This is a genomic window from Bacillus sp. AF62 (genome assembly GCF_050312695.1).
GTDB lineage: Bacteria > Bacillota > Bacilli > Bacillales > Bacillaceae_G > Bacillus_A > Bacillus_A cereus.
Genome location: NZ_JBNPJZ010000047.1, coordinates 236,972 through 263,469, shown reverse-complemented (window position 1 = coordinate 263,469; position 26,498 = coordinate 236,972). Strand labels below are relative to the sequence as shown.

The following is a 26,498-nucleotide window of genomic DNA, read 5'->3' as shown; positions in this document are numbered from 1 at the left end:
TCTTACTACTTATTGTTTTTATTTCCTATATATTCAATAGCTTCTTTTAATAGCTCATCAAAGTTAATAGGATAATCATGATTTAAGTTAGGCACAACTTTATACTTATGTTCTATATTCTTATCTCTTAATAATCGTACAAATTGCTGCGTGGATTCGAAACAATCTCCATCTTGATCCCCGCATACTATATATCCTTTTATATGTTTATCCTGCAGCACTCTTAGCAACTCATCCCATTCTTCAATCTCGGGAAGCCACGGTGCTATAAAAACAAAACCATCCACATCTATATCTTTTTGCAAAATCGTATATAAAGCTACTCTTGCCCCTGCAGAAAAACCACCAATTATTACATTTTCTACTGTATGATTTTCTATAAACTTATTGTAATGCTCTTTTAATTCTTCTTTCCCTCTCTCTATATCATCCCAAACAAATCCATCTGAAAACTGAATTTGTGAAGACTGTGGTAAAGCTAACGTGTAATCTTGTGTCAAAACTGATTTCCAATATGGCTCTACTATTTGAATATTTTCTTGGTCACCATGTAATGTAAGTAGTAGATTCCCCTCTTTCTTGCTGTATATATATTTCACATCTGGTCTTTCCTTTTTATGTGCTAATTCTTCTCTTTCTTTACATAATTGCACCATTGTATGAAATTCTTCAAATTTATGTAGTGATTTTAAATCTTCGTCGGAAATTAAATATTCATTTCCATACCAGAATCCCTTTTCTATAATGGCCTCCCTCATTAAATGTAATGCTTCTTTTTCAAGTCCTGATGCACTTGCGAGCGCATACTTAAAATTATATATTTGCGCCTCATTCCCTATTACACCTGTAGCGTTTTCCATTATATAATTGTACGCTTCAAAACTTCCTTTATTTGCATAACAACGTAACGTTTCATTTAATAATTGAATGTAAGTCATACTATTTTTCATGTACCAATTCCCCCGAAACTTTTTATAATATTTATTTTGCGAATCTTTATACCACTTTGTGAAGATTTTATATAACTCGCCCTAGCAATATCTTATTCTCCGAATGATACTTAATAGTTATCCTTCCCTGTCCAATACATTTAATATAAATATTAATAAACTGAAAAGTCAATATTTTAACAAACAAAAAAAGACAACAATATATGTATTGTTGTTTTCATTACGTTTACCCGCTCTTTTGTTTTTTTCTATCTGGTTTACTTGAAACTAAATAATGTTTTTCTGAAATATATAAGTCTCTTTTTAAGCTACGATTTAAGTAAGGTCCTAGTTTCATTCCGCATATGAGGCGATCTTCGCTACCTTCAACAATTGGGAACATTTCTTTTTCTGTTACGTATTGATCTACTGCCTTTTGTACGACATCAATTTCTTTCACTAGGTTTAAATTTTCTGCTGTATGTTCAAATACCTCAAGCGTTTCCTTCGTTATGAGAAAATCATTTGTTGGAAATGCAGGTAAATACGGTTTTAACAAATCATAATTTACTGTATAATCTTCATTTACTAATACTGTATAAACGATATTAGCATTCGTTTCTAAAAACTGAGCCATCGCTTGTTCTAATTCATCTTTCGTAATTTCCCGCTCTTCTTTTCCAGTTCTGAAAAAGCGAAACATCGCATCGCCTCCTTTTTACTATATTATAGCATAAAAGAAAACTGAAAAATCATAAAAAAACCCATTGAAATAATTTTTCAATGGGTTTCTTTATATTTTTTATCGTTATTTTAAGAATGCACTTAGCATCCATACATGTTGTTCTAATGTTGTATGAATTGCTAACAGCATGTCAGCTGATGTTTCATCGCCAGCTTCGCCCGCAACTTCCATACCTTCTTTTAATTCTTGAATAAGTGCAGAATAATCATTCACTAATGTTTGCACCATTTCTTCTGCAGATTCTTTGCTTGTCCCTTCGCTGACACTAGATGTTGCGAGATATTCTTTCATTGTCGCTAATGGTTTACCTTCTAAAGCTAAAATACGTTCTGCTAACTCATCAATATACGTTCCAGCTTCATTATAAAACTCTTCAAATTTCTCATGTAATGTAAAGAAGTGTGGCCCTGTCACATACCAATGATAATTATGTAGTTTCACATATAACACATTCCAGTTTGCTACCTGCTTGTTTAATACTTCAACAACATTTGTTTTCGTACCCATACAATCCACTCCTCTTATCATTTTGTAATGTTTATCTTTTAATAACCTAATTACATTTTACCATACATTCCCTTTCCTTTCGAACAATCGGCTTATATGTAACAAAGTTTTAACACCTTTAATACTTCCCTAATATCATTTAATTCATGTATTTTTTCAAACACTTCATACGTCTAATTGTCCAAGCTCATACATATGCATAATAGTACATCAAGCTCATCATAGTAGAAAGAGGGATAACATGGACAATCAACAATGGCAAGTAGCAAAGAAAGTAGCTGCTACTTATATCGGAACTGTCGTTGGAGCTGGATTTGCTACTGGACGAGAAATTGTTGAATTTTTCACAGTGAATGGATTATACGGGACCATTGGCATATGTGTAAGTGGATTTTTTTTTATTTGGCTCGGCACAAAGATGATGTTACTTTCATCACAAATTGGGGCATTTTCAGCGCAAGAATTTAACAAATATTTATTTGGGGATGTATTTGGGAATGTTGTAAACACATTATTATTACTCGTTTTATTCGGCGTAACGAGCGTTATGTTATCAGGAGCTGGTGCAGTATTTGAAGAGCAACTTCGCTTACCAAGACAACTCGGTATTCTCATTACAGTTATCGCTTGTCTCATTATAAGTAGCCGCGGATTACAAGGTGTTTTTGAAGTAAATACACTTGTCGTACCTATTATGATGATTTTTATTATCGGACTTGCTATTACAACCTTTTTTCACAGCACACCTTCCATTAATAACACTATTCCTGCAGAGAGTTGGAATATGAAATGGATTACTAGCCCTATTACATATGTCGCCTTAAATCTTTCTCTCGCCCAAAGTGTTCTCGTCCCATTAGCCAGTGAAGTAAAGGATCGAAAAGCCATTTTTTGGGGTGGGATTTTAGGTGGTGCTGGACTTTCTTTAATTTTATTATGCAGCCATTTAGCAATCTTATCAGTCGATCAATTTTATCAATATAACATCCCAATGGCTGAAGTCATAAGAAGATTTAATGCAACTTTTCACTTCTTCTTCGTTCTCATTATTTTCGGTGAAGTTTTCACAACTTTAGTTGGTAATGTGTTCGGTATGACAAAACAGATGCAATCTATTACTGGGTGGAAAAATCACAATATTATTTTCTTCATTTTACTAATTAGTTATTGCTTTAGTTACATCGGTTACAGTGACTTACTTCACATTCTATATCCTATCATCGGATGGGTAAGTATTGTTATACTTCCAATCATTGCGTTTAAACAACTTCAAAAAACATAAAAAAGCATCCATGTTATTGGATGCTTTTTTATGCTCATTCACAATCATCACATACTTCCCAGTACGGCCCCATTTCTAATGCTAAATATGGCTTTAACTGCAACCGAATCATTCGACTAGGCATGCGCTCTAAAACAAATTGGATACCTTCTTCATCTTCGTCTAATTCAACTTTTGAAATCGCAATTCTTTGCATAGTCGTAATGGGAATTCCATCTTTATATAAAGTGATTTTCACCTCATCGTATTCATTAAAATACAATTCGACACTCATTTGATTTTTCAGTATTTCATCAACAATTTTAAATGTATTATTTTGTTCTTGGATTATATATTTCCATCCGCCTCTATCTTCTTTCGGAGCTGTTTGAAATAATGTCTCCAAATCCTCGTATAGCATAAGATAACCCCTCTCTTACTAAAAAACGATGAGTATTTTATATACCCTTTATCTCTATCACTATCCATAGCTATTGTACCATATATCACCGTTCTTACCGTATTCATTTGCTTTATACATACTTATAAAATAACTAATTCTATCTCCATTATTATGTATATTACCTCATTACTCCATACACTCTTACAAGTTCAAATAACGTAAGACTTTAATCCATACAAATATTGTCTACTCTCCGCTTTTATTAGCTCACAACATTCACATTTTTACATATAGTAAGACTACCACAAATAAAAAAGGAGAGTGACTTATACCACTCCCCTTAAAAGAACTTCCCTATAGCTGCTAAAACTAATACGATTATTAAAATTGCAAATAATAATGAGACAATGAAACTAAAAATAGGTAACGCTTTCTTTTCATTCTTCTTAAATAGTAACTTTAAACTAAGAAAAATATTTACTGGTACAAGTATAAAATAAAAATATTTAACAATTTGTACCGAGCTATTCGAAAGTGTTTTTAATATAAACACTTCAATTAGAAAAACAATAAAAAATGAAATACTTAGCCAAAATGAGACGTAACTAAGCCAAGAATGTCTTTTTGTCCCCCAATACACTCCCATAATACTCTCCTTTTATTTGTATTCTATACGTTAATAATTATACACAAAGCTAACAAATACCTCTATTTTTCGACAAACATTATGCAAAATGCCATTTTAAACGTCATAAAGGAAGTCTACATCCCTATTTGATTTTACACAATAAAACAGACTACCCTCTAGTGGCATAATGCTACTAGGGGATAGTCTGTTCTCTATTAAACTTTAAATCTGTCAATTAGTCCTTGTAACTCTTCAGCCATTTGAGATAACGTGCCCGCTGCGGATCCAATTTCCTCCATCGAAGCTAGCTGTTCTTCAGCTGAAGCCGCAACGTTTTGTGTGCTTGTCGCATTATTTTGCGCTGTCATTGCAATTTGTCCTACCGAAATAGATACTTCATTTGCCCCTTTTGACATTCCATTAGCCGTTTCAACCATCGTCTTAATTTGATTAGCTATTTCATTTGTAGATTGTAAAATTTCAGCAAAGTTTTGCTTCGTTTCATTTGCGATAACAAGTCCAGATTGAACTTCCTCATTTACATGATTCATAGATTTGACTGTCTTACCCATATCATCTTGTATTTCACATATTAATTTACTAATTTCACTAGAAGATACGCTAGACTGCTCTGCCAATTTACGTACTTCATCTGCAACAATTGCGAAACCTCTTCCATGCTCACCGGCTCTTGCGGCTTCAATCGCCGCATTTAAAGCTAGAAGGTTTGTTTGATCTGCAATATTTTGAATTACTTCTAAAATATCACCAATTTGTTTTGATTTATTATTTAGTAATTGTATAACTGCATCTGATTGTGACACAGATTCTGCAATAGACTGCATCTGGTTTACTGTTCTTCCTACTAGTTTCCCACCATCTTCTGCTTTTTCACGAGTATGTGCAGAAGCCGTATTAATAGATGATGAACTATTTGCTACATGCTGAATTCCTTCCGTTACATCAAACAGTAACATAGCGCCATTTTCTACGCTTGTTGTTTGCGTCGTTGCCCCACTTGATATTTCATCCATTGCGATTGTGATTTGCTCAGTCGCTTCACTTGCTTGCCTTACACTTGCAGTTAGCTCTTCTGATGCCGCTGCAACATGCCCAGCTGAATCGTTAATTCTTCCGATTAACGTCCGTAACGAATTCGTCATCTCATTAAATCCTTTAGCAAGTTGGCCGATTTCATCATTAGAATGAATTTCAATTGTTTGCGTTAAATCCCCTTCACTTATTTCTTTAGAGGTAACAACTAATCTCTTTAAAGGCTTCGTAATTGAAAGTGTTACAAAATAAATAAGTGCTCCACCTATTACTAATGAGATAAGCATAACAATTAACATATTATAAAATACAGGTTGAGCAGCTTCAATTACTTCACTTGAGTACATAGTCCCACCAATTTTCCAACCTGTTTTTACATTTGTAGCAAATACCATATTCTTTTCACTACCGCCATAAGAATATGAAAAAGCACCGTGATTATCTTCATAAATTTTCTTTGCCCAAGAATCAGCCGCTTTTTCCCCTGATTTTTCTTGTGGATGAGCAATTATTTTTTGCTTTCCATCTAAAATGAAGGCATATCCTTTTTTACCAATATTAATTAACTTTGATGTTTTTAATAAATTATCTAAACTTAAATCTAGCGCAACAACCCCATTTTTATCTTCTGTTTGTTTTGCGATTGTTACGACAATATGTCCATTTCCTTTTGCCTTATATGGCTCAGTAACAACAATACCACCTTGTTTTGCAACTGCATCTTTATACCAAGAACGCTCTGTTGGATCATAGTCTGCTGCCATTTGTATATTTGGTTCTTGTACAAATTTTTTATCATTTCCGGCAACATATACTTGTTCAACATCTTTATTTAAATTTATATATTGAGATAACATTTTTCTTAATTCATCCTGATTATCTCCTTGATACATATTCCCCTGAATCACCCGTGCAAAATTATTCACATCATTAAATTTTGCATCAATCATTTGATTGATTAAATTATCCAGTATTTTTATATTGTCGTTGGCACTGCTCTTAATTTGCGATTCAAAATTCTTTTTGGCTGTTTGATAAGACATGCCTCCGATAATAGACACAGCCGCAATTAAAATTACAAAGAATGAAATTAATAGCTTTTTTGCTACTTTCATATCACGAAACAAATTTAATAGTTTATCCATTATGAACCTCCTAATTTTCAAATTTAAAAGTTAAATTGAGTTAATTATGAATATTTCCCAATCCCTAATTATGATTTTCATAACCTATTATGATGAATACTTTGTAAAGTTTAAACAATTAAGTTCCCTTTGTCTATATATATGAATAATATTATTATAAAATTTACAAATAGAAAAAACCAAAGGGGCACCCTTTGGTTTTTACATTTTTTTATGTTGTTTAGAACGCTTTTTCCACTTATCACGCTCTGCTCTGGCAAGGATTACATCTTGTTTTCTCATAAAATACGCCAGTTCTCTTTGTAATTTTTTATAGCTTTTCAAACGATCTATCGTAATAAGTCCGTTATCAATTGCACTATGCACCGCGCATCCTGGTTCATCCTCATGCTTACAATCACGAAAACGGCATGTTGTCGCAAGTTTTTCAATATCAGAGAATGTTGTTTGAATCGCTTCGCTTCCTTCCCAAAGTTGCAATTCTCTCATGCCGGGAGTATCAATTACGAGAGCGCCACTTGGCAATTGAAATAACTCTCGATGCGTTGTCGTATGCCTCCCCCTACTATCCTCTTCACGTATATCTCCCGTTTTTGCTACCTCAATTCCTATTAGCGCATTTAACAAAGTTGACTTTCCTACCCCTGATGACCCAACTAAAGCAATTGTTTTCCCTGAAGAAACGAATTGTTTCAACAAATCAATACCTGTATGCTCTAAACTATCAACAACGAAAATAGGAACACCAATTGCTATAGCTTCCGTTTCTACAATTTTCTGTTCTACATCATTACATATACTACTCTTTGTTAAAACAATAACTGGCATAGCGCCACTTTCATACGCTAATAATAAATAACGTTCCATCCTTCTAACATTAAAATCATGATTAAGTGCATTCACTAAAAATAAATAATCTACATTTGCTGCTATTACTTGTTCTTCCGTTCGAGTACCAGCTTCTTGTCTAGAAAAAGAGCTTCTTCTCGGAAAAACACGATGAATAATAGCTTTCTTTTCATTCTCTATTTTCTTTATATACACCCAATCACCAACAGTTGGATAATCTCCCTTCGTTACTGCTTCATGCCGAAACTTTCCAGACAGTTCTGCCATATATTCACCATCATTACAAATAATTCGATATATATGCTTATGCTCAAGTAAAATACGCCCTACTTCAAAGTTCTCTACAGCTTGTTCCTCAAAAAAAGAATCCCAGCCATACGATTCTAAAATATTTTGATTCAAATTGATATCCTCCCTAGTTTAAGCTAAGTGGAAGGATAGTGCGCTCACTTATATCGTTTCGCCCTTTCCATCCACCTTTGTATTTGGTTTATTATTCATATAAGTTATTTTCGCCATAATACATCACCCCGTTCTTATTTTAATTACTCTCATTATATGGAATTCTCCTATAAAAAGCTACATCATTTAACGTAATTTTCAAATAACTTGTTTTTGAGCATTCTAATTTGTCCTCGGTGACTAATTTCATCTTCTAGCACATGAAACCAAAGATAGTGCTGGTTATATACTACACGTTAGGCCACTTTCTTTCTGACATGAGCCACTCATTACCTTGTTCACTTAAATACTTCAGAGATTCTTCTCGAACACTTTGTAGAAGTTGTACATAATACTGTATTTCATGACCACAGATCGCTCTACCTGCTTCCCCTAAATACAATGCATCTTCCCATATTTCTAATTCTTCTTTTGTAAAGTCACGATCTTGAAATGAAATAAGCTGATGAACTTTTTCAATAGCTGCTATATGCTTTAATAAGGCGCCAATTGAATTTCCGCTGCTCTGCATAATTAAATCTAATTGCTCAACTGATAAATTTTTTACTTCGCCTAATGTTACAGCTCTCGTATGCTCAAGCATGCTTACTAATTCCCCTATTTTTTTTGTATAACCATCTACACTTCTTATTCGATAATCTATATTCATATGACGCACCCCTTTCTGCATTCATATTATTGTAAAAATGATTCATATAATAGACTGAAATCTATCGAAATTTTCTGTTATAATTAAATTGAATACAAAATATACCCAAACAAACTTTCTCAATATGCTTATATGAAATATTAAAAGGAATCAATATAAAATAATCGAATCTTATTCACTAAAAGGAGTGGATTCGATGGAAATGTATCAATGGCTAACCGCTGTTCTCGTTGGTGGCATTACTGGCTTCGTTTCCCATCTAATCAATAACCAAGGTAAGTTATTGCTTCCACGCCGTTTGAAAACTTTTTTTCACTTTGGATTTTTAACTGATGTTTTTACCGGTAGCCTAGCTGCACTTCTTGGACTCGTTTTATTCGATGTCACCGCAATAAAAGAAATTATAAAAGTATCCATTGTAACTGCTATTTCCGGTCAAACTTTCTTACTACATCAAGCTCTTGGTGGCGAACAGGCTAAAAATACGCAAATTGGGAAAGCTGATGAGAAGATTCAAGAAATTGACAAATTATTGCGACGTTAGTGTATACTTTCTTTTAAAATTATTGTTATAATGAGAAATAAATATTTTCTATTGCGTCGTTTGTCAGGAGAAAGGGTGTTTCGTATGACAAAAAAGAAAATAGAAGATTTCTTAACAAACTCCGAAAAAGAGGAACTGCTAGAAAACTATAAATGTTTACGAGAAGCCCGCACAAAAAGCGAAGCTAACTATTTTGGTGAAGCAGTAAACCATCTATTAAATAAAGCAAAACAACGAATTATTAAAGATGCAGGTATACATGATGAAAATGCTGCAACTGTTCAATCAAAGAGAAAAGCACTGTTTTAGCTACATTAGCTAAAACAGTGCTTTTTATTACAACATTTTTCACATTACTTTCACATCTATTTCACAATTATAAGTACTCCTATATGTTAAACTAAGTATATCCTTTTCCGAGGAGCTATATGCCGATATATAAACCCCTATCTATATAGGGGTTTTTTATTTTCCCATAATTTTATTACAAATCCTTTTCAATCATACAGCTCAACGACGAATTATTAAAAATACAGCAACTATGCAATCAAAAAGCACCTTTTTAACTTATCCTAAAAAATTGTTTTTTGATTTACTAAAACTTTATGATGCAATTCCTTTTTCATTATCTTTACTAATGTTTTCACCTTTTCTAAACAGAAATAAAGCTACAACATATAATAACGCTGTAAAGCTACCTACTAGTATAAAATTGTGAGATGTTGCAAATAACATTCCTGCTATTACCGCACCAATCATTTGGCCAATGTACATCGAGGCGTTAGCAAGGGCAGCACCTGTTCCTCTTGCTACACTAGACATGTTTTGTAAGTGCCTCATCATTAATACAAACAAAATTCCTGTCACAAAAAACAAAGCAAAGAACAATAACTCCACCAATACAATGTTCTTTACATGTGGAAGTAATACATATAGCACTGCTGTAAATATAATTCCACCGTAGAAAGAAAGGTTATAACCAATTTTATTTACGATTCTAGGACCAAAAATATTACCAGTTAAATTTCCTAATCCTACTACGAGCATAGCTGTACCTACTTCATGAACTTGTAAGCCAAATTGAATGGAAAGCCATACACCAAAAAATGAAAATGCAGCAAAATTTCCGGTTTGAAAAACAAAGTATGCAAAATAAGAAAGTGAAACCTTTGAATCTGTAAGTAATTGTTTATAACGCTGTAAAATCACTTTTTTATTTCCACCTATATGAACCGACTGTATTTCTGGTAATACAACATAAATAAGAATAACAAGTAGTGCTGATAATATACCAATGAAATAGAATGGGATTGTATAATGTATCGTTGCTAAATAAGCTCCCAGTGGCAGCCCTAAAATTTGAGAGATTGATAACCCTGCTGTTGCAACCCCAATTGCTTTCACAATTTGCTTTTTCTCTATAAGGAGCGGAATGGATGCCCACACTTGTGGAGATACAAAAGCTGCACTTACACCTGCTAAAAATCTAAATGTTAGCATCCATAAAAAACTCGGTGCAATTCCACACAAAAACGTACTTATTGCAAAAAAACTCATACCTAGTACCATCACTTTTTTTCTGTTTAATCCATCTGATATAGGACCAGCAATAAGCGCAAATCCAGCATACCCTAAAGCATACGAACTCACCATCCATCCTGACAACTCGGTTGAAACATGATACACCTGTTGTAATGTCGGCAACAGTGGTGAAATTAAGAAAGTATCTGTACCGATCATAAACATTATCGTGAAAAATACAGCTAGTACTCTATTCATTTAGACCTTCTCCTTATATAAACAGAGGGTACTATCCCTCTGTTTCACTAATCTTCTAAAATAGATTGGATTTCTTTCATGACTCTTTCATTCAATGAAACGTCTACCGCTTTCACACTTTCTCTTATTTGCTCTGCCCGCTTTCCACCAGGTATAACTGTATCAATTCCTTCTTTATTTAATAACCATGCTAACGCTAAATGAGACACTTCAATATCATTTTCTTTAGCTTGCCCTTTTAACTTTTCCACTTTCTTAAAATTACTCTTATATGTATTTTCTTCAAATTGATTTACATTTTGGCGCCAATCGACTTCGTTCAATTTAAAATCTTCTGTATATTTTTCACCTAATATTCCAAAAGCAAGAGGCCCATATGGAATAAATGAAATACCCGCTTCTATACAATACGGCAACAGTTCTTCCTCAGCCGTACGTTCTAACATATTGTACGGAGATTGTACAACATCTATATGACCATGTTGGTTCGCTTCTTTTAATTGTTCTATGTTTACGTTCGATATTCCAATTGAACGAATTTTCCCTTCTTCTTTTAAACGAGTAAGCTCTCCGATTGAATCTATGTAACTTGTTTCAGGATTTGTAAAATGTAAATAATATAAATCAATATAATCAGTCTGTAATCTTCTTAAGCTATTCTCCACAGCATTTCTTAAATAACTTGGTTCATTGTTAATATAAGTTTCTCCATTTAACAACGGTTGAATTCCACCTTTTGTAGCAAGTATAAACTCATGACGTGTTCCCTTTAATACTTCTCCTACTAATTCCTCTGATCTACCGAAACCATATGAATCTGCTGTATCAAAAAATGTAATCCCTTGCTGAATAGCTTCTTCTACTAATTGCTTTCCCTCTTCTTCATTCACATCAGCATATAAATTATGTCCCCCTACTGCATTTGTACCTAAACCCAACTTTGAAATATTTAGTCCTGCCTTTTGCAATTTTGTATACTTCATTTTTTCTCCCCCTATATTTCTATTGTTCGAATATATTCGAACAATAGAAATATATCACTTTATATGTTATAGTGCAAATATCTTAACTTATACAAGTAGGTGAAATATGCGTACACTCTATCATCCAAATCGAGAAGAAATTCAATTTTCTTCTGTCTTATATGCACTTAGCGATCAAATCCGTTTACAAATTGTAAATATGTTACTAAAGAAAAATGAACAATCTTGTGGTGCTTTAAACATTCCTATTGCGAAATCAACTTTATCTCACCATTTCAAAGTTTTACGTGAGTCAGGTGTTATGTACACACGCCTTGAAGGAACACAACGTTTCATTTCAATTCGTCAAGAAGATTTAAATGCTAGATTCCCAGGTTTGTTACAAGTTGTATTACATGCGACAGAGCCATATTAAAAACATCTCATATTCATATGAGATGTTTTTTAATATGGCTATTCTTTTAATAAATCTATTAATCCATTCCCTTCAGATGTACGTTCGTACCCTAAAGGTACAGTTCTTTTAATGAGTTGTGCATATATTTCCGGCTCTGATAACTTTCGACCGTATTCTTTCTCACACTGTTTAATGAGCAAGGCGAGCGCCCCAGCAACATGCGGCGTCGCCATGGAAGTTCCACTTAACACAGCATATTTCCCATCTGGATACGTAGATAATATTTCATCACCTGGCGCTACTAGATCAATTTCTTGATTTGAATTACTAAAACATGCAATCTTCCGCTCTAAATTCACAGCACCAACTTCAATTACCTCAGAATAAGCACCTGGGAAATCTAATTCTTCTGTTTCATCATCGCAATCTCCATTATTTCCAGCAGCACATACAACGAGAACATCCTGCTTTACCGCATTTTGAATTGCTTCATGTAATTCTGGAACATCTTGCGGACCACCAAGTGACATTGAAATAATTCTCACTTTCTCTTGATTCGGCCCTCTCCAATTTACAGCATAATGAATTGCCTCAATAATTTGCTCATAACTTCCAGAACCATCTCCCGCTAAAACTTTTAATACTAACATTTTAGCAAGTGGTGCAACTCCTAATACACCGACACCATTTTCAGTCGCGGCAATCGTCCCCGCTACATGAGTACCATGTCCGTTATTATCAAGATACACATTTGGATCAGCTTCATAATCTTTTGTGAAATTTCTTCCATCGATAATACGATCTTTTAAATCTATATGATTAGTATCACACCCTGTATCTAATACGGCAACGACTACATCTTGCCCCTTCACACTCTTTTCCCATACTTGCGGAGCGTGAATCATTTGTACACCTGGTGGAATTTCATTTACTTGTTCTACCACCTTATTTACGGTAAACGGAATCAATTGTATACCTTTTTGTTTATTCACTGTACTACTCATCGTAATCCCTCCTGAAAATGTATTATTTTCATTTCAGACCACTTTTGAATACTTGTAAATGTAACATTCGTTTTATTCTTTTTGTTTTCCTTCTTTTCAAATATTTCTCAACATCATTTACTAACTCTATACTACTTTTTTATTTTCCCTATGATTTGTAGGAAGTAACACCCCATGTCGTTCAACTACTAACCAAAATAAGAGAACCAATTAATGGTCCTCTTACAGTCTTTTAAAAGAATGATATGTAATTTGAAAAATAATATAAATTAAGACTAAACCTCACTCTTGTTTAAAAACTTTTCTATTTCTTTTACTAAATATTCCGCTCCCTCTATCCCAACAGTAATATTTCCATTTGCTAATGATATGTTCTGTTCTGAAACATCACCTGTGATTTGGCAAGCATTGTAAGGTTGATATTTTTGTAAAATGATTTTATCTGCTTCTACAAAAATTTCAAGCGGTGATTTGATTTGTATTCCCAATACATCGCGTAATTCTTTAGGGATAACAATTCGTCCTAATTCGTCTACTTTTCGAATAACTCCTGTTGCTTTCATATTTCTCCCCCCCTTACTCTATATTAATTTTTTCACCTCGCTTTTTCCATTTTATCACTTTTTGGCAATACTTGCCTCTTTTTAGAAAATTTTGTACTCGAGTTAAAAAAACACATTTAATGCATACGTAATCTCTCTTTCAATTGTTTTACATAACGGGATCTTATAAGTAAGAAGTATACAATTTGAATACCTATGAAAATACTTAATACAACTGTATTTTCTTTAAACAATGAGTACTCAAACATTTGCCCTAACGCAGTTAAGGCTACTGCCCCATGTAATGTTGCAACACCAATTGGAACGAAGAATAAAAGCGCCAATCGAATTGTAACTACCTTCGATAATTCCCCACTCGTCAATCCAACTTTTCGAATCATTTCGAACAAGCGAACATCATCCTCCAAATCGGAGAATAAACGGAAGTAAAGGAAACTTCCTGCGCAAACGAAAAATACTATACCAATAAAGAAACCTACAAATAAAATCGGTCCTGCAATTTGTAAACTTTGGTTTTGTTCGTACTCTTCCGCACTAAACGTTGACTGTTCTTGATACGGTTTAATTTGATGAGTAAGCTCTTTACCAATTTCAATCTCATCTTTCGTTCTTTCAGTTTTATACATATAATCTTTTGTCTCTATAAATCCATCTTGTAATGAATCATATTGATTATTAGAGATTACATAAACATTTCCTCTTAATATTTTCCCCAATGAAGATGAAGTAACTTTTTTCACCTTTAAACTTTCATTCATATTGGGTAAAGTAATTTCTTTTCTTTCTTTCATCGCTGGCCCTGGTATATCAGCTGACAAAAATACAACCTCTTTATTTGCTACAGTATTAAATGGTTCTCCTGTTAACTTTGCATATTCCTTATAATCTGATTCTTTTATAAAAGTGGCGCTTCTTAACGACTGTTCCTCCGTTTTCTTTGTCGAAATATTAGTTTTTGAAGCTGCTATATTATGTTTCTTTAATCCTTTGTCAATCATTTGTATATGTTGTGATTCGTTACTATTCCCTTGCTTAGAATGGTAATGAAACGCAATTGGTCTCTCCATTATCCCTTTCGTCATGGATGCGAAGCCGACTAATGTCCCTATTGCGGAAAATGCTACAGTAGAAATAATGGTTACAATAAAGAACATTCTTGCGTTATCTCTCATGCGATACGCTAAATCTGATAACGTAATAATATTAGTCTGTGTCCAATAGAAACGTTTACTTTTTTTACATAATCGAATAATAAAGACACTCAGCTGCTTGTACAACAAATACGTCCCAATAATAACTACCGTTGTAACAGGAATCATCATAATAAATACCATTGCGCCATGCGATAGAAGAGCTCCTACATAGCCAGCGCTAAGCAATACTACTGCTAATATTGAAGAAATGATTGATGCTTTCGGTTCCGGTTTTGCCTCTGCTGACCCTCTAAACAACTTCATAATTTTATTTTTACGAATCATTCCTGCACTAAACAATGATATGATCATAAATAATATGAAAAACATAATACTTGTTACAACAATTGCTTTCATCGGTATGTAATAGGATAAGGAGATATCTAGTTTTAATATCATCGGGGCGACAAATAGTAATACCCCTGAAAATAACATACCTGAAAGAATACCAAAAATAATTGCCCCTATTCCAATCATAATATTTTCAAAAAAGATAAGACGCTTTAATTGATATTTCGTCATACCTAGCATCATTAAAATTCCTAGCTCACGCTTTCTCGTTTTTAAAAACATTCCCATCGAATATAAAATAAAGAAGAATGTAAATAAGTAAATAATAGACTGTGCAAAAGACATACTTACGAATACGTACTGACCCAATTCTCCTGCACTTAATGCCGGATGAAACGCAAAAAATGAATACACAAAAAAGGCCATAATAGCAAATGCACTACTCAAAAAATAGGCTGAGTATGTCCGTCTATTTCGCGTTACATTCCGATATGCGAGTTCTCTAATGTTCATATTACTTCTCCGCCCTTCTTTCTACTAACTATGTTTTTATATTAGTAAAGTACGGAAATACCTTCCATCGATTCAAATGACAAAAACCTTACAGTTTTGAAAGGTTTAAAAAAATTGCTTATACGTAGTACTTTATTTATAATGACTACATTCATATTCATACACACATCCTATTGTATATTCGTTAATTTTGCGAAATAATAAAGGATAGAAGTATGTACCATTATACATATAAACTTATTTACCGCTTTAATATGAATAGGAGGAAACATAATGACATTACAAGAACAGATTATGAAAGCATTACATGTTCAGCCTGTAATTGATCCAAAAATTGAAATTCGTAAACGAGTTGATTTCTTAAAGGATTATGTAAAAAAAACAGGTGCAAAAGGATTTGTACTTGGTATTAGCGGCGGACAAGACTCTACATTAGCAGGACGCTTAGCACAACTTGCAGTTGAAGAAATTCGTAATGAAGGTGGTAATGCAACGTTTATCGCCGTGCGTCTTCCTTATAAAGTACAAAAAGATGAAGATGATGCACAATTAGCATTACAATTCATTCAAGCAGATCAATCTGTTGCATTTGATATTGCTTCGACTGTTGATGCTTTTTCAAATCAATATGAAAACTTATTGGGTGAATCATTAACAGATTTCAATAAAGGTAACGTGAAAGCACGTATCCGTATGGTTACTCAATATGCAATTGGTGGACAAAAAGGGCTACTTGTTATCGGAACAGATCACGCTGCAGAAGCTGTAACAGGGTTCTTTACAAAATTCGGAGATGGTGGTGCAGATTTATTACCATTAACGGGATTAACGAAGCGCCAAGGACGTGCATTATTACAAGAGTTAGGTGCAGACGAGCGACTTTACTTAAAAATGCCAACAGCTGATTTATTAGATGAAAAACCAGGTCAAGCTGACGAAACAGAGTTAGGTATTACTTATGATCAATTAGATGATTATTTAGAAGGTAAAGCAGTTCCAGCTGACGTTGCAGAGAAAATTGAAAAACGTTACACAGTGAGTGAGCATAAAAGACAAGTACCAGCGTCAATGTTTGATGATTGGTGGAAATAAATAAAACATAAAAAAGAAGCTAATCTCATTTAGCTTCTTTTTTATATGTTAACGATATACCCCTACTCTTTTCTCCAATAAATCTTGCAGGCAATCTTCATGCTGTTTACAAAATAACGGTGGCATGTCGTCTAACGGGAAAAACTTCAAATCCAACGTTTCATCACCATCTACTTTTTTTTCGCCTCCAACTATTGAGAATGAAAAGAACATCGTAATTGACTGTGCCTTGTCTCCATTTGGATATGATTGAAAATATTTTGTATACACTCCAATAAGCTCATTTATTTCTACATCATACCCGGTTTCTTCTTTTATTTCTCGGATTGCAGTTTCCGCAGCCGATTCTCCTATCTCCATTGCGCCACCTGGAAAGCCCCAAGCGTTAAAGTCTCCTCTTTTTTGCAGTAATACTTCCCCTTCTTTATTAAATACACAACCACCGGCAAAGTTTAAGAAAACATAATCATGCCCTACTTTTTCACGTAATTCTTTTATATAATTCGCCATTCTCTTCCCCTTTTCATACTTCTTCTATCGCTATTTCTTATCTTTTTCAAGCAATTCAATAATTCGATCTAGCTTCTGGTTCATATTAATCACGTGGTGTTTCTTTGCAACGCTGCTTTGTAATACTCTTCTAATAAACAAAGTAAATGATATGAAAAACAAAACGATAAGTCCGATTACTAAACAAGTATATATCAATGTGAAAATATTACTTTCGAACAAGTTCATTCAGCATTCACATCCTCTCCTTTTTATTTTATCACATAATTCCCAATATTTTAAAGTGATCAACAAATATAAAAAGAGCATCTTTTACAGATGCTCTTTCTCATTGCTTAATACGTAAATGTAATTGTCGCCAATGAATAACCAGCCAATGCACTATAAGGCGCTACTTGATAAGACACACGCTTTGCACCTTTTGGCCAATTTATTTCATTTAATACTTTCTTTATATCTTGCATCGTCCCATCCATGGACTGCTTATATCGCACTTCTACTTTTTCTGGTTTGGCTGCAAACTGTTGCTGCAACTTTTGCTTAAATTCATTATAATTTTCTGCTCCGTATTCTGCAGATAAGTATTGTAAATTTGTTTCTTTTAACATCTGCTCATATACGACCGTTTTTGAGCTACCAGCTTTTATTTTGTTTGTTAATTCACCAAAATAACTTGTAGTTGCTGCTGGATATTTACTACGATCCCAGTCGTGATCTTTACTTAACTGTTCGTCAGACATGTTAAAATATGAGTAAGTTACACGCCCTGCTTTATCTGGTACTGGATCATCAAATGTAGTATCTAGGTGATACTTTCAATGTTCACTAAATTCCACGCGTGAGCTTGTCCGTTTCCTGTGCCTGTTACAATATGGTTTTGAATACCTGCCTCTTTTAACAACTCATACGTTAATAATGTATATCCTTGGCAAACGGCAGAACGATTCGCTAATGCTTCATATGCTGTATACGCTTGATAAGACGTATCATAAGACACATGCTTAACAACGTAATCGTGAATAGCTTTTACTTTCTCATGCTCATCCATCCCTGGTTTTACAATTGATCCAACAATTGATTTCGCCTGAGCTTTTACATATTGAGTTTGTTCTTTTGATTCACGGTATTTTACTTGCAGTGTAAACGTATAGTCCCCTGGCATTCCTTTAATAGAATATCTAGTAGACGCTACATTATATTTTACATACTCATCAGCATCTACAATTTTATTAAACTCACCATACAATTGATCCATAATATTTCTAGCATTTCTATCTTTTGTTTTATATGTGATTGTAATATTTTCTTCTCGATTATCAATCTGTTTTTTTAATTCTTTTCTGAAATCATCTAATAACTTTACATCTGATTGTGCTGTCACTGTAGTCGGATTTGTAGCTGCATAAGATACAGATGACGCTTGCAAGCCTCCCATTACTATAGTTGAACAAAGTGCGGCAGCTGTCACATACTTACTTGTCTTTCCCATCTTGTCACTCCTTATATTCTATAACTATACGAAAAAGTATCGTATAGTTTCAGAGTATACAATACTTTTTCGTATAGGTCATATGAGATTATGCATATTAACTAATTCACATAAAAAGGTTGTTCTTTTTAAAAGAACAACCTTTTTTCATTAGCATGTTTGTAATACACAGCATGTATTTTCAAAACGTTGATTTTTCAAATCTTCATTACTAATACAGAAATATAGCATCCCTAGTTCTCCCCAAACCATATTACAATTTTTATGATCTGAATCAATTTGGAATAAAAGAGTCATTTGTTGCGGGTCTACTCCCATATATTCTCCTGTCTCATATAACACTTCCTCTTGTACAGAGAATGGCTCACCAAAAATTTGATGGTTATCGTAGTTATCCGGAATTAGCTCTTCAAGTAATTGCAAGAAACGATCTGAATCAGCCTCATCTTCAATGAAAAGTTCTGGTAATTTGTATGTCAGTTCAAAAGTAATTGTACACTGGTTATATTTCGCTTGTACTTCATTTCCTCTTCGTAATTGCTCTACAGGAACATCATAATAAAGTACACGCCCAGCCTCTGTTAGCTTCACATTTTCTTCAAAATAATTTTCAATGCAAAAGAAATACAGCATCCCCGTCTTAGGAAGATTGTGATCCATACCAACGTTTTGTAAATCACTTAAGTTAAATTGCGCGATAAATTGTAGTGGATTTCCTTTATGCTTTGGATATTCAAATAAAGCTGGTAAATCAGGAACTCCTCCCATTTTCGAACTACCTATCGCAACAGTTTCCTGCTGCTTTGGCACAACTTTTATACAAGGAAATACAGTATTAATAAGTTCATCTTTCAAGTGTGTTAGTTCATATTTATCAATTAATACTTCAATTTTTTTATTCATAAATTCTCCTTACATTTACATACTTATTTATATCATAGTACAAAGATTATACTTCATTCTTTACAAAATCAACAAGCCTCCAAAAAACGGGCTTATCCTTCGTACGCGAACAAGTTTAAAAAAGCATACTATACATTGTTCCTACAAACACGATAGTTCTTTAGTTCTTCCAGTACATTTTCCCCTCGTTCATTTTTATTTTTAATATAAGGAGGAATTCCACATGGGTTACGGATATAGTTGCGGCGGTTACGGTTACGGCGGTAGCTGTGGTGGTTGTGGTTACGGAGGTTTCGCTTTATTAATCGTTTTATTTATCCTTCTAATCATCATCGGAGCTAGCTGTTGGGGCGGCTTTGTAGGCTGCTAGTAAACTTAAAAACCATTGTAAAAAAGCACGTACACTACGTGCTTTTTTGCCATTTCCAAATCTTTTATTTGAAAGGAAGTATGTTTAATGAAGATCGATGGTGTTTTTGAAGGAGGCGGTGTACGCGGTATTGCACATGTTGGAGCGATTTGCGCATTAGCCGAAAAAGGTTATGAATGGGAACGTGTAGCTGGAACATCAGCTGGTGCAATTATCGCGGCACTTTTAGCTGCAGGATATTCTTGTTCAGAGCTAAAAACCATTATAACTGATATCGATTATAACAAATTTACGAAGAAAACCTTTATTGACAAAATCCCCTTTATCGGAAAAGGACTAAGTGCATGGACTACTCTAGGTATATACTCTAATGTATTTATAGAAGAATGGATTGAAGAATTACTTCGAAAAAAAGGTGTTCATTTATTTACTGATTTACCGGATCTAAACAAACTCAAAATCATCGCTTCTGATATTAGTAATGGTAAAATGGTTGTCTTTCCTGACGACTTACCAAACTACGGATTTTTAAATTATCGCTTCTCTATCGCTAAAGCGGTAAGAATGAGTAGTACAATCCCCTTCTTCTTTGAACCCGTAAAATGGAGAACTCCAAAATGGAAGCAGCCTTGTTATATGGTTGATGGAGGAATTCTAAGTAATTATCCAATTTGGATCTTCGATTCACCTACCACTCCTCGCTGGCCGACTTTCGGATTTCATTTTGTAAAAGATGAGATTCAAGCTGACCCTGCTCACTATAACGAGCCTATTTCTATGTTCAAAGGACTATTTAAAACAATGATGCAAGCTCATGATTTACGTCATTTAGATAAGGAATCAAAAGCAAGAACGATTACAATTCCAACAGGAACGATTACAAGTACTAATTTTGAACTGACGAAGGAAGAAAAAGAATGGCTTTACAATTCTGGTTATAACTCTGCTAATAAATTTTTACAAGCTTGGAACTTTAGGCAATATATTGATGAATATAGAAAAGGAAATCAAGACCGAAAGACAAATCGATTTTTTCGTCAACTTGACTCATAATATTATTACTTTGCATATAAATACGAGAACGTTTAACAACTTAATAATAAATAAGCCTAGTAATTTCTTATATTACTAGGCTTATTTATTATTATATAATCTCGTACATTGTTTAAGGATACGTTAACCCTTCGGCTTCCTCTGCAGTAATAACTATGTAACGATTTCCCGTTCTTAATCCTAACAGTTCTGCTTTTTCAATCGCTTCTTGCTTCGTCTCCGCATAAGCAGCTAAATATTTTTCTCCATTGATCATTTGGCAAATTACATATTGTTTCATTACTTTCTCCTCTTACTTTTTCATTAGTTGTGCAAGTTTTTTTATACCTATTTCAATTTCTTCTAACGTTGCGTATGAATACGATAGGCGCAAAAATTGATTTGCACTTCTATCATATAAAGTACCTGGGTTTAATAAAACCTTTTCTTGCAGAGCTTTATCAAATAAACTGCGATATGAAATGGGTACTTTTATATGTATCCATATATAAAATCCCCCTGTTGGTTCATGCCAAGTTGCTATTTCACGAAGATATTTATCTAACATTAGTAACATAAAATCTCTTCGTTTTTTCAATTCACTTCTTACAAAGCGCAAATGCTCATCATATAGACCATTTGTAAACCACTCCGCTGCAATTTGCTGGGATATAGTGCTTGAACCATAATCTGTTTGCATTTTTATGTCTGACAATCTTTGAATTACTGGCTCAGGTCCAACAATCCATCCAATTCTTAACCCTGGACTAATTACTTTGGACATGCTTCCAATATGTAGTACGATTCCATTTTTATCATAGGCTTTTAAAGGTTTCGAACAAGGTGCATCAACCCATAAGTCTTGATACACTGCGTCCTCTATAATAGGTAATCCAATTTCATTACATATTTCCATCACTTCTATTCGTTTCTTCGCATTCATACTAAAGTTCGTTGGATTATGAAAAGACGGGATTGTATATAAAATAGATGCATTAAATTGCTTCTTATATTTTGTAATATATGATGTATTTAAACCGTTCTCATCCATTGGTATTCCAATGAAACGCATTCCTGCGGATTGAAAAACATTAAGCGAATATAAATAGGATGGTTTTTCTAATAAGATGGATGCCCCTTTTGGAAGAAGCCCCATAGAGATAAGTTGCAGCGCTTGAATTGCTCCTGAAACAATTAATATAGAGTCAGGAGATACATATACACCATGCCCCTTTAAGTATTCGGAAATCTTTTCCCTTAAATAAAAATTTCCTTTCGGCTCTTCATACCCAAGCGTCACATTTGACTTTAAAAGCTTATTCATAATTTCTTTCATCTTTTTCTCAGGTAAGAGACTCGGCGCGAGCTCACCTGTTCCTAATCGAATTACATGTGGATAAAATTCAGCTTGATTAATCTCCTGAATAGCTGGGAGATTCGGATAATGAAGTCCTGTTTCTACATAAGACTGCCAATTAGGCGGGGGTGCGTAAGTTGAAGCATTCTCATTATTATTTACAACAATTGTTCCTTTCCTGCCATTCCCTTCAATGTATCCCTTCGCAACTAGTTCATCGAAAGCCATTACAATTGTGCTTCGATCCACACCAAATGTATGTGCCAAATCTCTTTGTGAAGGTAATTTCGTTCCAACGGTCCATTCTCCATTAACGATCCTTTCTTTTATATACGTTTCTATTTGTTTATACAGAGGAGTCGCTAGAGACATATTCGGTTTCCAAACGAATCTTTCCATTATATCACCTTATATTCTTTTTGGTTGGTAACCTCCCCAACCATATGGATGGATACAAATTTTCATTTCTTCTATACAATATACACTATCATAATGAATTAAAATAGGAGGTAATATGATGAGTGAAGCAATTATTCATGGTATCATTCTTGCATTTGGACTTATCATTCCATTAGGTGTACAAAATGTTTTTGTCTTTAACCAAGGTGCGAGCCAACCAAACATTTGGAGGGTAGCCCCCGTAATATTAACTGCCTCTATATGTGATACGTTACTCATATTGATTGCAGTGCAAGGTGTCTCCCTTGTACTCCTTACTTTTTCTTGGCTAACTAACTCGTTATATATAATTGGATTTTTCTTTCTTCTATACATGGGCTTTGTTATTTGGAGAAGTAACCCTTCCAACGATGTAAAACAAGAAAAAAGTATGCCCTTAAAAAAGCAAATCCTTTTCACAGCATCCGTTTCGTTATTAAATCCACATGCTATTTTAGACACAATCGGTGTAATTGGAACAAATTCTATTCAATACATAGGAAGTGAAAAATGGGCTTTCACACTTGCAACTATTATCGTTTCTTGGATTTGGTTTATAAGCTTAGCGTTAGCGGGGAAATTTCTAAAAAGACTAGACTCAACCGGAAAGACAATTTTATTATTAAATAAATTTTCTGGTCTCATCATATGGGGTGTCGCGCTTTATATGCTAAAACAAGTTATTTATTCTTAATGAACGAAAGAGAATTGCATGTTACTCAAAACATCATGCAATTCTCTTACAAATTATGAAGTAGGTTCCGGTTTCTGTTTTACCGTCTTTGCATCCTTTGCTGGTTTAATCCAAATGATTGCTATGACAGCACCAATGGCAGCGAAAATACTTGTCAAATAAAACACTTCATGGTCCGCCCCTTTCATGAAAAAAGAATATAAAGGTGGTCCAGCTGCTACACCGATAAATCGCATTGAACTATAAAATGACGTAACCGTTCCCCTTTGCTCCTTTTCAATTCCTTGTGTAATGAGGGCATCTAAACATGGGAGTGCCATACCAATCCCTATCCCCATAATAACGAGACAAAGAAGTAGTAAATAAATCCCTTTTATAAATAAAGGAATGATGACTGATGCAGCTGCCATTAAAAAACCAATATAAATACACTTCTTCATAACATTTTGATTATCTCCAATTTTTTTACCGGCCATATAGGAACTAAGTGACAGTACAAGTAACGGGATAGCAAGCACACACCCTTTCCATATACCATGAATGTCATACTTTGATTCCAGTATAGTCGACAAATAAAAGAGAATTCCGAATAAAATAAGCATAATAATTGCACCTAATGCAAAAATGGCAATTAACCATCTTCCTTTTTCTCGAAACGTAGACAGAATAGATTTTATAAACTCTTTAAGTGGTGGTACTTCTCCTTCTTGTTTCTTTGCCTTTACTAGAACAAGTAACAAAACAATTGATATGACACATAAAACTGGAATCGCCCAAAATGGTAAGAACCATACAATGGCAGCAAGAGCAGATCCTAAAATAGGGCTCAGCACTTTTCCAAATGTATTGGATGTCTCAATAATTCCCAAGCCTGTACTAACTTGTTTTTCGTCTTTGTATAAATCACCAACACACGGTATAACAACCGGCATTGCCCCAGCAGCACCAATACCTTGAATCGCTCTACCGATTAATATCCAAGTGTAGGGATTATCAACTTTCCAAGATACCCAACCAGTTATCGCTCCTCCTATAGCCGCAATCAGCAAACTCGGAACCATTACCATCTTTCGTCCCCATCTATCTGATAAATAACCAGCAATCGGTATAAGTAAAATGGCTACGATAGAGTAAATTGTAATAATCATGGATACTTGAAACGATGAAATATGTAATTTCTTTTCAATTGTCGGCAAGATTGGAATGAGCATTGAATTCCCTAATGTCATGACAAGTGGAACTGATGCAAGCGCAATTAAACAACAGTTTTCTTTTTTTAACATGTTGATTTCGGAACCTTTCATCATATATTTCTTACCATATAATAGCCCTGCTGGAACATAATTTTCATTCCACCAGGGCTATTACATCTTTAATACTTCCCATTCACAACAAAAGAAATTGGGTAAAATATAGTATTACTTTTATTCTTTGAATTCTGTTCGCAATATATTCATACCAATTAATTGAAAAAAAAAGAAAGGAAGAATCCTTCCTTTCTCCTATAACCTTCTACATTTAGCGAGTATATCCGCCACCAAGCTGTTGTTCTGCCATCGCTACTAGGCGTTTTGTGATTTCACCGCCTACAGAACCGTTTGCACGTGAAGAAGTATCAGCTCCAAGTTGTACACCGAACTCTTGTGCAATTTCATACTTCATTTGATCTAAAGCTGCTTGTGCTCCATGTGATGCTAATTGATTAGAATTACGATTTCTAGCCATTACCAATCACCTCCTTATTTATATATAAATTGTGTTAAATTCAAATTAAAATACATGGAAATTTTTGGTTATTTTTTACCATAAAAAAAAGAGCCTCTAAACGAGACTCTCACATCATTTCACATTACGAAGTTACTACTTCTAATTTTCTATTTATTAATACTTTCATTTCTTCTTTTAATATCTCTTTTGAATTATGTCCAAACCATTCTAAGGAAGCAAAAAGATCCGTACCTCTCACTTCCTGAATAATCTCATCATAATTTACAATACCTTCAAATAACGGAACCATACCAATACGACTTCCTGCTGCTGCATATACATTGTTAGGTTCAAATACATGCAAATAATCCGCTGAAGATATATTCTTAAAATGGTAATGTAGTGTCCACGGCTTTAATCGATGGAAACTGTCTATTGGATTTGCGCCAGACTCCCATATATGAAGAAAATCAAGATTTATTTTTAAATTCGGATGATTTACTTCTTCTAATAGTTCTATAGTAGAAGGCAATGTGTCCGTTAGTGTATTGGGATGTGTTTCTAACAGCACATACATATTGTGCTGAGCAAATACATCACAAATCTTACGTATTCGCTTTACATACTCTTTTCTCTCTTGTTCCGAGAAGTCCTTGCTCCCTTTTTGCCCAGCAAACGTGCGAATTTTATTCGTATTAAACCAATTAGCTAGTACTACAAGTTGTTCACTTTTCTCTATCGTTTTTTCAAAATCTGCTGATAATGATATATCTAAGTAATCACTTATCATCGTAATTTCTAAGTTTTTATCCTTTAGAAAATTCAATTCTCGTTCTGTCGTTTCTCGTTCTTGCATGTACAAATTTTGTGCATGCGTCCCCCATAATTCAATTCCTTCAAAACCGTTTTCATATGCAAATTGAACAATATCAGTAAATGAAATTAATTGATGACGAAATGAAATGGTACATAGCGAATATTTCATAGCATTAAACTCCCCTATCTTAA

Annotated in this window: 28 protein-coding genes and 2 pseudogenes; 8 read left to right on the top strand and 22 right to left on the bottom strand. The window is 34.0% G+C overall.

Annotation, left to right across the window (positions count from 1 at the left end):
* Nucleotides 1-5 precede the first annotated feature (5 nt).
* The 3 genes from ACQRBL_RS09585 to ACQRBL_RS09575 all read right to left on the bottom strand — a co-directional run bounded on the left by ACQRBL_RS09585 (nucleotide 6) and on the right by ACQRBL_RS09575 (nucleotide 2,181).
* Nucleotides 6-950: an alpha/beta hydrolase gene (locus ACQRBL_RS09585; protein ID WP_000798316.1), complete on the bottom strand. Its 945-nt coding sequence runs from the start codon at nucleotides 948-950 to the stop codon at nucleotides 6-8.
* Between the two features lie 226 nt (nucleotides 951-1,176).
* Nucleotides 1,177-1,632 (bottom strand): DUF3939 domain-containing protein, encoded by a 456-nt coding sequence (locus ACQRBL_RS09580; RefSeq protein ID WP_000488209.1) that lies wholly within the window; start codon nucleotides 1,630-1,632, stop codon nucleotides 1,177-1,179.
* A 105-nt stretch (nucleotides 1,633-1,737) separates the two neighbouring features.
* Entirely contained in the window at nucleotides 1,738-2,181 is a 444-nt protein-coding gene (locus tag ACQRBL_RS09575) for a Dps family protein (RefSeq protein ID WP_000536897.1), read from the bottom strand.
* Between the two features lie 241 nt (nucleotides 2,182-2,422).
* Between ACQRBL_RS09575 and ACQRBL_RS09570 the strand changes: the two genes are divergently transcribed.
* A complete protein-coding gene (locus ACQRBL_RS09570; protein WP_000370211.1) occupies nucleotides 2,423-3,463 on the top strand; it encodes a YkvI family membrane protein in 1,041 nt (346 codons plus the stop codon).
* A 34-nt stretch (nucleotides 3,464-3,497) separates the two neighbouring features.
* Here the strand turns inward: ACQRBL_RS09570 and ACQRBL_RS09565 are convergent, their stop codons facing one another.
* The 5 genes and pseudogenes from ACQRBL_RS09565 to ACQRBL_RS09545 all read right to left on the bottom strand — a co-directional run bounded on the left by ACQRBL_RS09565 (nucleotide 3,498) and on the right by ACQRBL_RS09545 (nucleotide 8,631).
* A complete protein-coding gene (locus tag ACQRBL_RS09565) occupies nucleotides 3,498-3,863 on the bottom strand; it encodes a DUF3979 family protein (protein ID WP_000965068.1) in 366 nt (121 codons plus the stop codon).
* A 322-nt stretch (nucleotides 3,864-4,185) separates the two neighbouring features.
* A complete protein-coding gene (locus ACQRBL_RS09560; RefSeq protein ID WP_000539571.1) occupies nucleotides 4,186-4,491 on the bottom strand; it encodes a hypothetical protein in 306 nt (101 codons plus the stop codon).
* 197 nt (nucleotides 4,492-4,688) lie between these two features.
* Entirely contained in the window at nucleotides 4,689-6,671 is a 1,983-nt protein-coding gene (locus ACQRBL_RS09555; protein ID WP_023521739.1) for a HAMP domain-containing methyl-accepting chemotaxis protein, read from the bottom strand.
* Nucleotides 6,672-6,872: 201 nt separating this feature from the next.
* Nucleotides 6,873-7,922 (bottom strand): ribosome small subunit-dependent GTPase A, encoded by a 1,050-nt coding sequence (gene rsgA / locus ACQRBL_RS09550; RefSeq protein ID WP_411995673.1) that lies wholly within the window; start codon nucleotides 7,920-7,922, stop codon nucleotides 6,873-6,875.
* 182 nt (nucleotides 7,923-8,104) lie between these two features.
* Nucleotides 8,105-8,631, bottom strand: a pseudogene (locus ACQRBL_RS09545) (DinB family protein).
* Nucleotides 8,632-8,827: 196 nt separating this feature from the next.
* Between ACQRBL_RS09545 and ACQRBL_RS09540 the strand changes: the two are divergent.
* Together ACQRBL_RS09540 and ACQRBL_RS09535 are read left to right on the top strand one after the other, a co-directional pair.
* Nucleotides 8,828-9,175, top strand: coding sequence for a DUF4257 domain-containing protein (locus tag ACQRBL_RS09540; RefSeq protein ID WP_000426321.1), 348 nt, complete (start codon nucleotides 8,828-8,830; stop codon nucleotides 9,173-9,175).
* Between the two features lie 84 nt (nucleotides 9,176-9,259).
* Entirely contained in the window at nucleotides 9,260-9,484 is a 225-nt protein-coding gene (locus ACQRBL_RS09535) for a hypothetical protein (protein ID WP_000162602.1), read from the top strand.
* Nucleotides 9,485-9,778: 294 nt separating this feature from the next.
* Here the strand turns inward: ACQRBL_RS09535 and ACQRBL_RS09530 are convergent, their stop codons facing one another.
* Both ACQRBL_RS09530 and ACQRBL_RS09525 read right to left on the bottom strand, forming a co-directional pair.
* The gene (locus ACQRBL_RS09530) at nucleotides 9,779-10,954 is read right to left on the bottom strand and encodes an MFS transporter (protein WP_001082498.1); all 1,176 of its coding nucleotides are present in this window, start codon (nucleotides 10,952-10,954) and stop codon (nucleotides 9,779-9,781) included.
* Between the two features lie 47 nt (nucleotides 10,955-11,001).
* Nucleotides 11,002-11,937, bottom strand: coding sequence for an aldo/keto reductase (locus ACQRBL_RS09525; RefSeq protein ID WP_411995674.1), 936 nt, complete (start codon nucleotides 11,935-11,937; stop codon nucleotides 11,002-11,004).
* A gap of 106 nt (nucleotides 11,938-12,043) precedes the next feature.
* On the opposite strand from ACQRBL_RS09525, the gene ACQRBL_RS09520 reads away from it, so the two are divergent.
* Nucleotides 12,044-12,352: an ArsR/SmtB family transcription factor gene (locus tag ACQRBL_RS09520; RefSeq protein WP_001259912.1), complete on the top strand. Its 309-nt coding sequence runs from the start codon at nucleotides 12,044-12,046 to the stop codon at nucleotides 12,350-12,352.
* 38 nt (nucleotides 12,353-12,390) lie between these two features.
* On the opposite strand, the gene ACQRBL_RS09515 is transcribed toward ACQRBL_RS09520, so the two are convergent.
* The 3 genes from ACQRBL_RS09515 to ACQRBL_RS09505 all read right to left on the bottom strand — a co-directional run bounded on the left by ACQRBL_RS09515 (nucleotide 12,391) and on the right by ACQRBL_RS09505 (nucleotide 15,898).
* The gene (locus tag ACQRBL_RS09515; protein ID WP_063547095.1) at nucleotides 12,391-13,338 is read right to left on the bottom strand and encodes a serine protease; all 948 of its coding nucleotides are present in this window, start codon (nucleotides 13,336-13,338) and stop codon (nucleotides 12,391-12,393) included.
* Between the two features lie 275 nt (nucleotides 13,339-13,613).
* A complete protein-coding gene (locus ACQRBL_RS09510; RefSeq protein WP_000648324.1) occupies nucleotides 13,614-13,901 on the bottom strand; it encodes an AbrB/MazE/SpoVT family DNA-binding domain-containing protein in 288 nt (95 codons plus the stop codon).
* 116 nt (nucleotides 13,902-14,017) lie between these two features.
* Nucleotides 14,018-15,898, bottom strand: coding sequence for an FtsX-like permease family protein (locus ACQRBL_RS09505; RefSeq protein WP_001025996.1), 1,881 nt, complete (start codon nucleotides 15,896-15,898; stop codon nucleotides 14,018-14,020).
* Between the two features lie 273 nt (nucleotides 15,899-16,171).
* On the opposite strand from ACQRBL_RS09505, the gene nadE reads away from it, so the two are divergent.
* Nucleotides 16,172-16,990 (top strand): ammonia-dependent NAD(+) synthetase, encoded by an 819-nt coding sequence (gene nadE, locus ACQRBL_RS09500; protein ID WP_000174891.1) that lies wholly within the window; start codon nucleotides 16,172-16,174, stop codon nucleotides 16,988-16,990.
* Nucleotides 16,991-17,038: 48 nt separating this feature from the next.
* Here the strand turns inward: nadE and ACQRBL_RS09495 are convergent, their stop codons facing one another.
* The 4 genes and pseudogenes from ACQRBL_RS09495 to ACQRBL_RS09480 form a co-directional block, all read right to left on the bottom strand.
* On the bottom strand, nucleotides 17,039-17,500 hold the full coding sequence (locus ACQRBL_RS09495) for an NUDIX hydrolase (RefSeq protein WP_023521733.1): 462 nt from the start codon (nucleotides 17,498-17,500) through the stop codon (nucleotides 17,039-17,041).
* Between the two features lie 30 nt (nucleotides 17,501-17,530).
* Nucleotides 17,531-17,728: a DUF4083 domain-containing protein gene (locus tag ACQRBL_RS09490; RefSeq protein WP_001048104.1), complete on the bottom strand. Its 198-nt coding sequence runs from the start codon at nucleotides 17,726-17,728 to the stop codon at nucleotides 17,531-17,533.
* Nucleotides 17,729-17,835: 107 nt separating this feature from the next.
* Nucleotides 17,836-18,989: pseudogene (locus tag ACQRBL_RS09485) on the bottom strand (transglutaminase domain-containing protein).
* Nucleotides 18,990-19,139: 150 nt separating this feature from the next.
* A complete protein-coding gene (locus ACQRBL_RS09480) occupies nucleotides 19,140-19,892 on the bottom strand; it encodes a YwqG family protein (protein ID WP_001034827.1) in 753 nt (250 codons plus the stop codon).
* A 223-nt stretch (nucleotides 19,893-20,115) separates the two neighbouring features.
* On the opposite strand from ACQRBL_RS09480, the gene ACQRBL_RS09475 reads away from it, so the two are divergent.
* Nucleotides 20,116-20,262, top strand: a complete 147-nt coding sequence (locus ACQRBL_RS09475; protein WP_000540425.1) for a YjcZ family sporulation protein — start codon at nucleotides 20,116-20,118, stop codon at nucleotides 20,260-20,262.
* A gap of 87 nt (nucleotides 20,263-20,349) precedes the next feature.
* Nucleotides 20,350-21,315 carry a patatin-like phospholipase family protein gene (locus tag ACQRBL_RS09470; RefSeq protein WP_000686790.1) on the top strand — a complete coding sequence of 322 codons (966 nt, stop codon included), beginning with the start codon at nucleotides 20,350-20,352 and terminating at the stop codon, nucleotides 21,313-21,315.
* A gap of 112 nt (nucleotides 21,316-21,427) precedes the next feature.
* On the opposite strand, the gene ACQRBL_RS09465 is transcribed toward ACQRBL_RS09470, so the two are convergent.
* Nucleotides 21,428-21,595, bottom strand: coding sequence for a DUF3933 family protein (locus tag ACQRBL_RS09465; RefSeq protein ID WP_000816389.1), 168 nt, complete (start codon nucleotides 21,593-21,595; stop codon nucleotides 21,428-21,430).
* Nucleotides 21,596-21,607: 12 nt separating this feature from the next.
* Entirely contained in the window at nucleotides 21,608-23,050 is a 1,443-nt protein-coding gene (locus tag ACQRBL_RS09460; RefSeq protein WP_411995675.1) for a PLP-dependent aminotransferase family protein, read from the bottom strand.
* Nucleotides 23,051-23,168: 118 nt separating this feature from the next.
* On the opposite strand from ACQRBL_RS09460, the gene ACQRBL_RS09455 reads away from it, so the two are divergent.
* Nucleotides 23,169-23,783, top strand: coding sequence for a LysE/ArgO family amino acid transporter (locus tag ACQRBL_RS09455; protein ID WP_411995676.1), 615 nt, complete (start codon nucleotides 23,169-23,171; stop codon nucleotides 23,781-23,783).
* Nucleotides 23,784-23,836: 53 nt separating this feature from the next.
* Here ACQRBL_RS09455 and ACQRBL_RS09450 read toward each other — a convergent pair whose 3' ends face one another.
* From ACQRBL_RS09450 to ACQRBL_RS09440, 3 genes are all read right to left on the bottom strand, one after another.
* Nucleotides 23,837-25,066 carry an MFS transporter gene (locus tag ACQRBL_RS09450; RefSeq protein ID WP_003270289.1) on the bottom strand — a complete coding sequence of 410 codons (1,230 nt, stop codon included), beginning with the start codon at nucleotides 25,064-25,066 and terminating at the stop codon, nucleotides 23,837-23,839.
* A gap of 235 nt (nucleotides 25,067-25,301) precedes the next feature.
* Nucleotides 25,302-25,508, bottom strand: coding sequence for an alpha/beta-type small acid-soluble spore protein (locus tag ACQRBL_RS09445; RefSeq protein WP_000113545.1), 207 nt, complete (start codon nucleotides 25,506-25,508; stop codon nucleotides 25,302-25,304).
* Between the two features lie 124 nt (nucleotides 25,509-25,632).
* On the bottom strand, nucleotides 25,633-26,475 hold the full coding sequence (locus ACQRBL_RS09440) for a sugar phosphate isomerase/epimerase family protein (RefSeq protein ID WP_000877684.1): 843 nt from the start codon (nucleotides 26,473-26,475) through the stop codon (nucleotides 25,633-25,635).
* Nucleotides 26,476-26,498 lie beyond the last annotated feature (23 nt).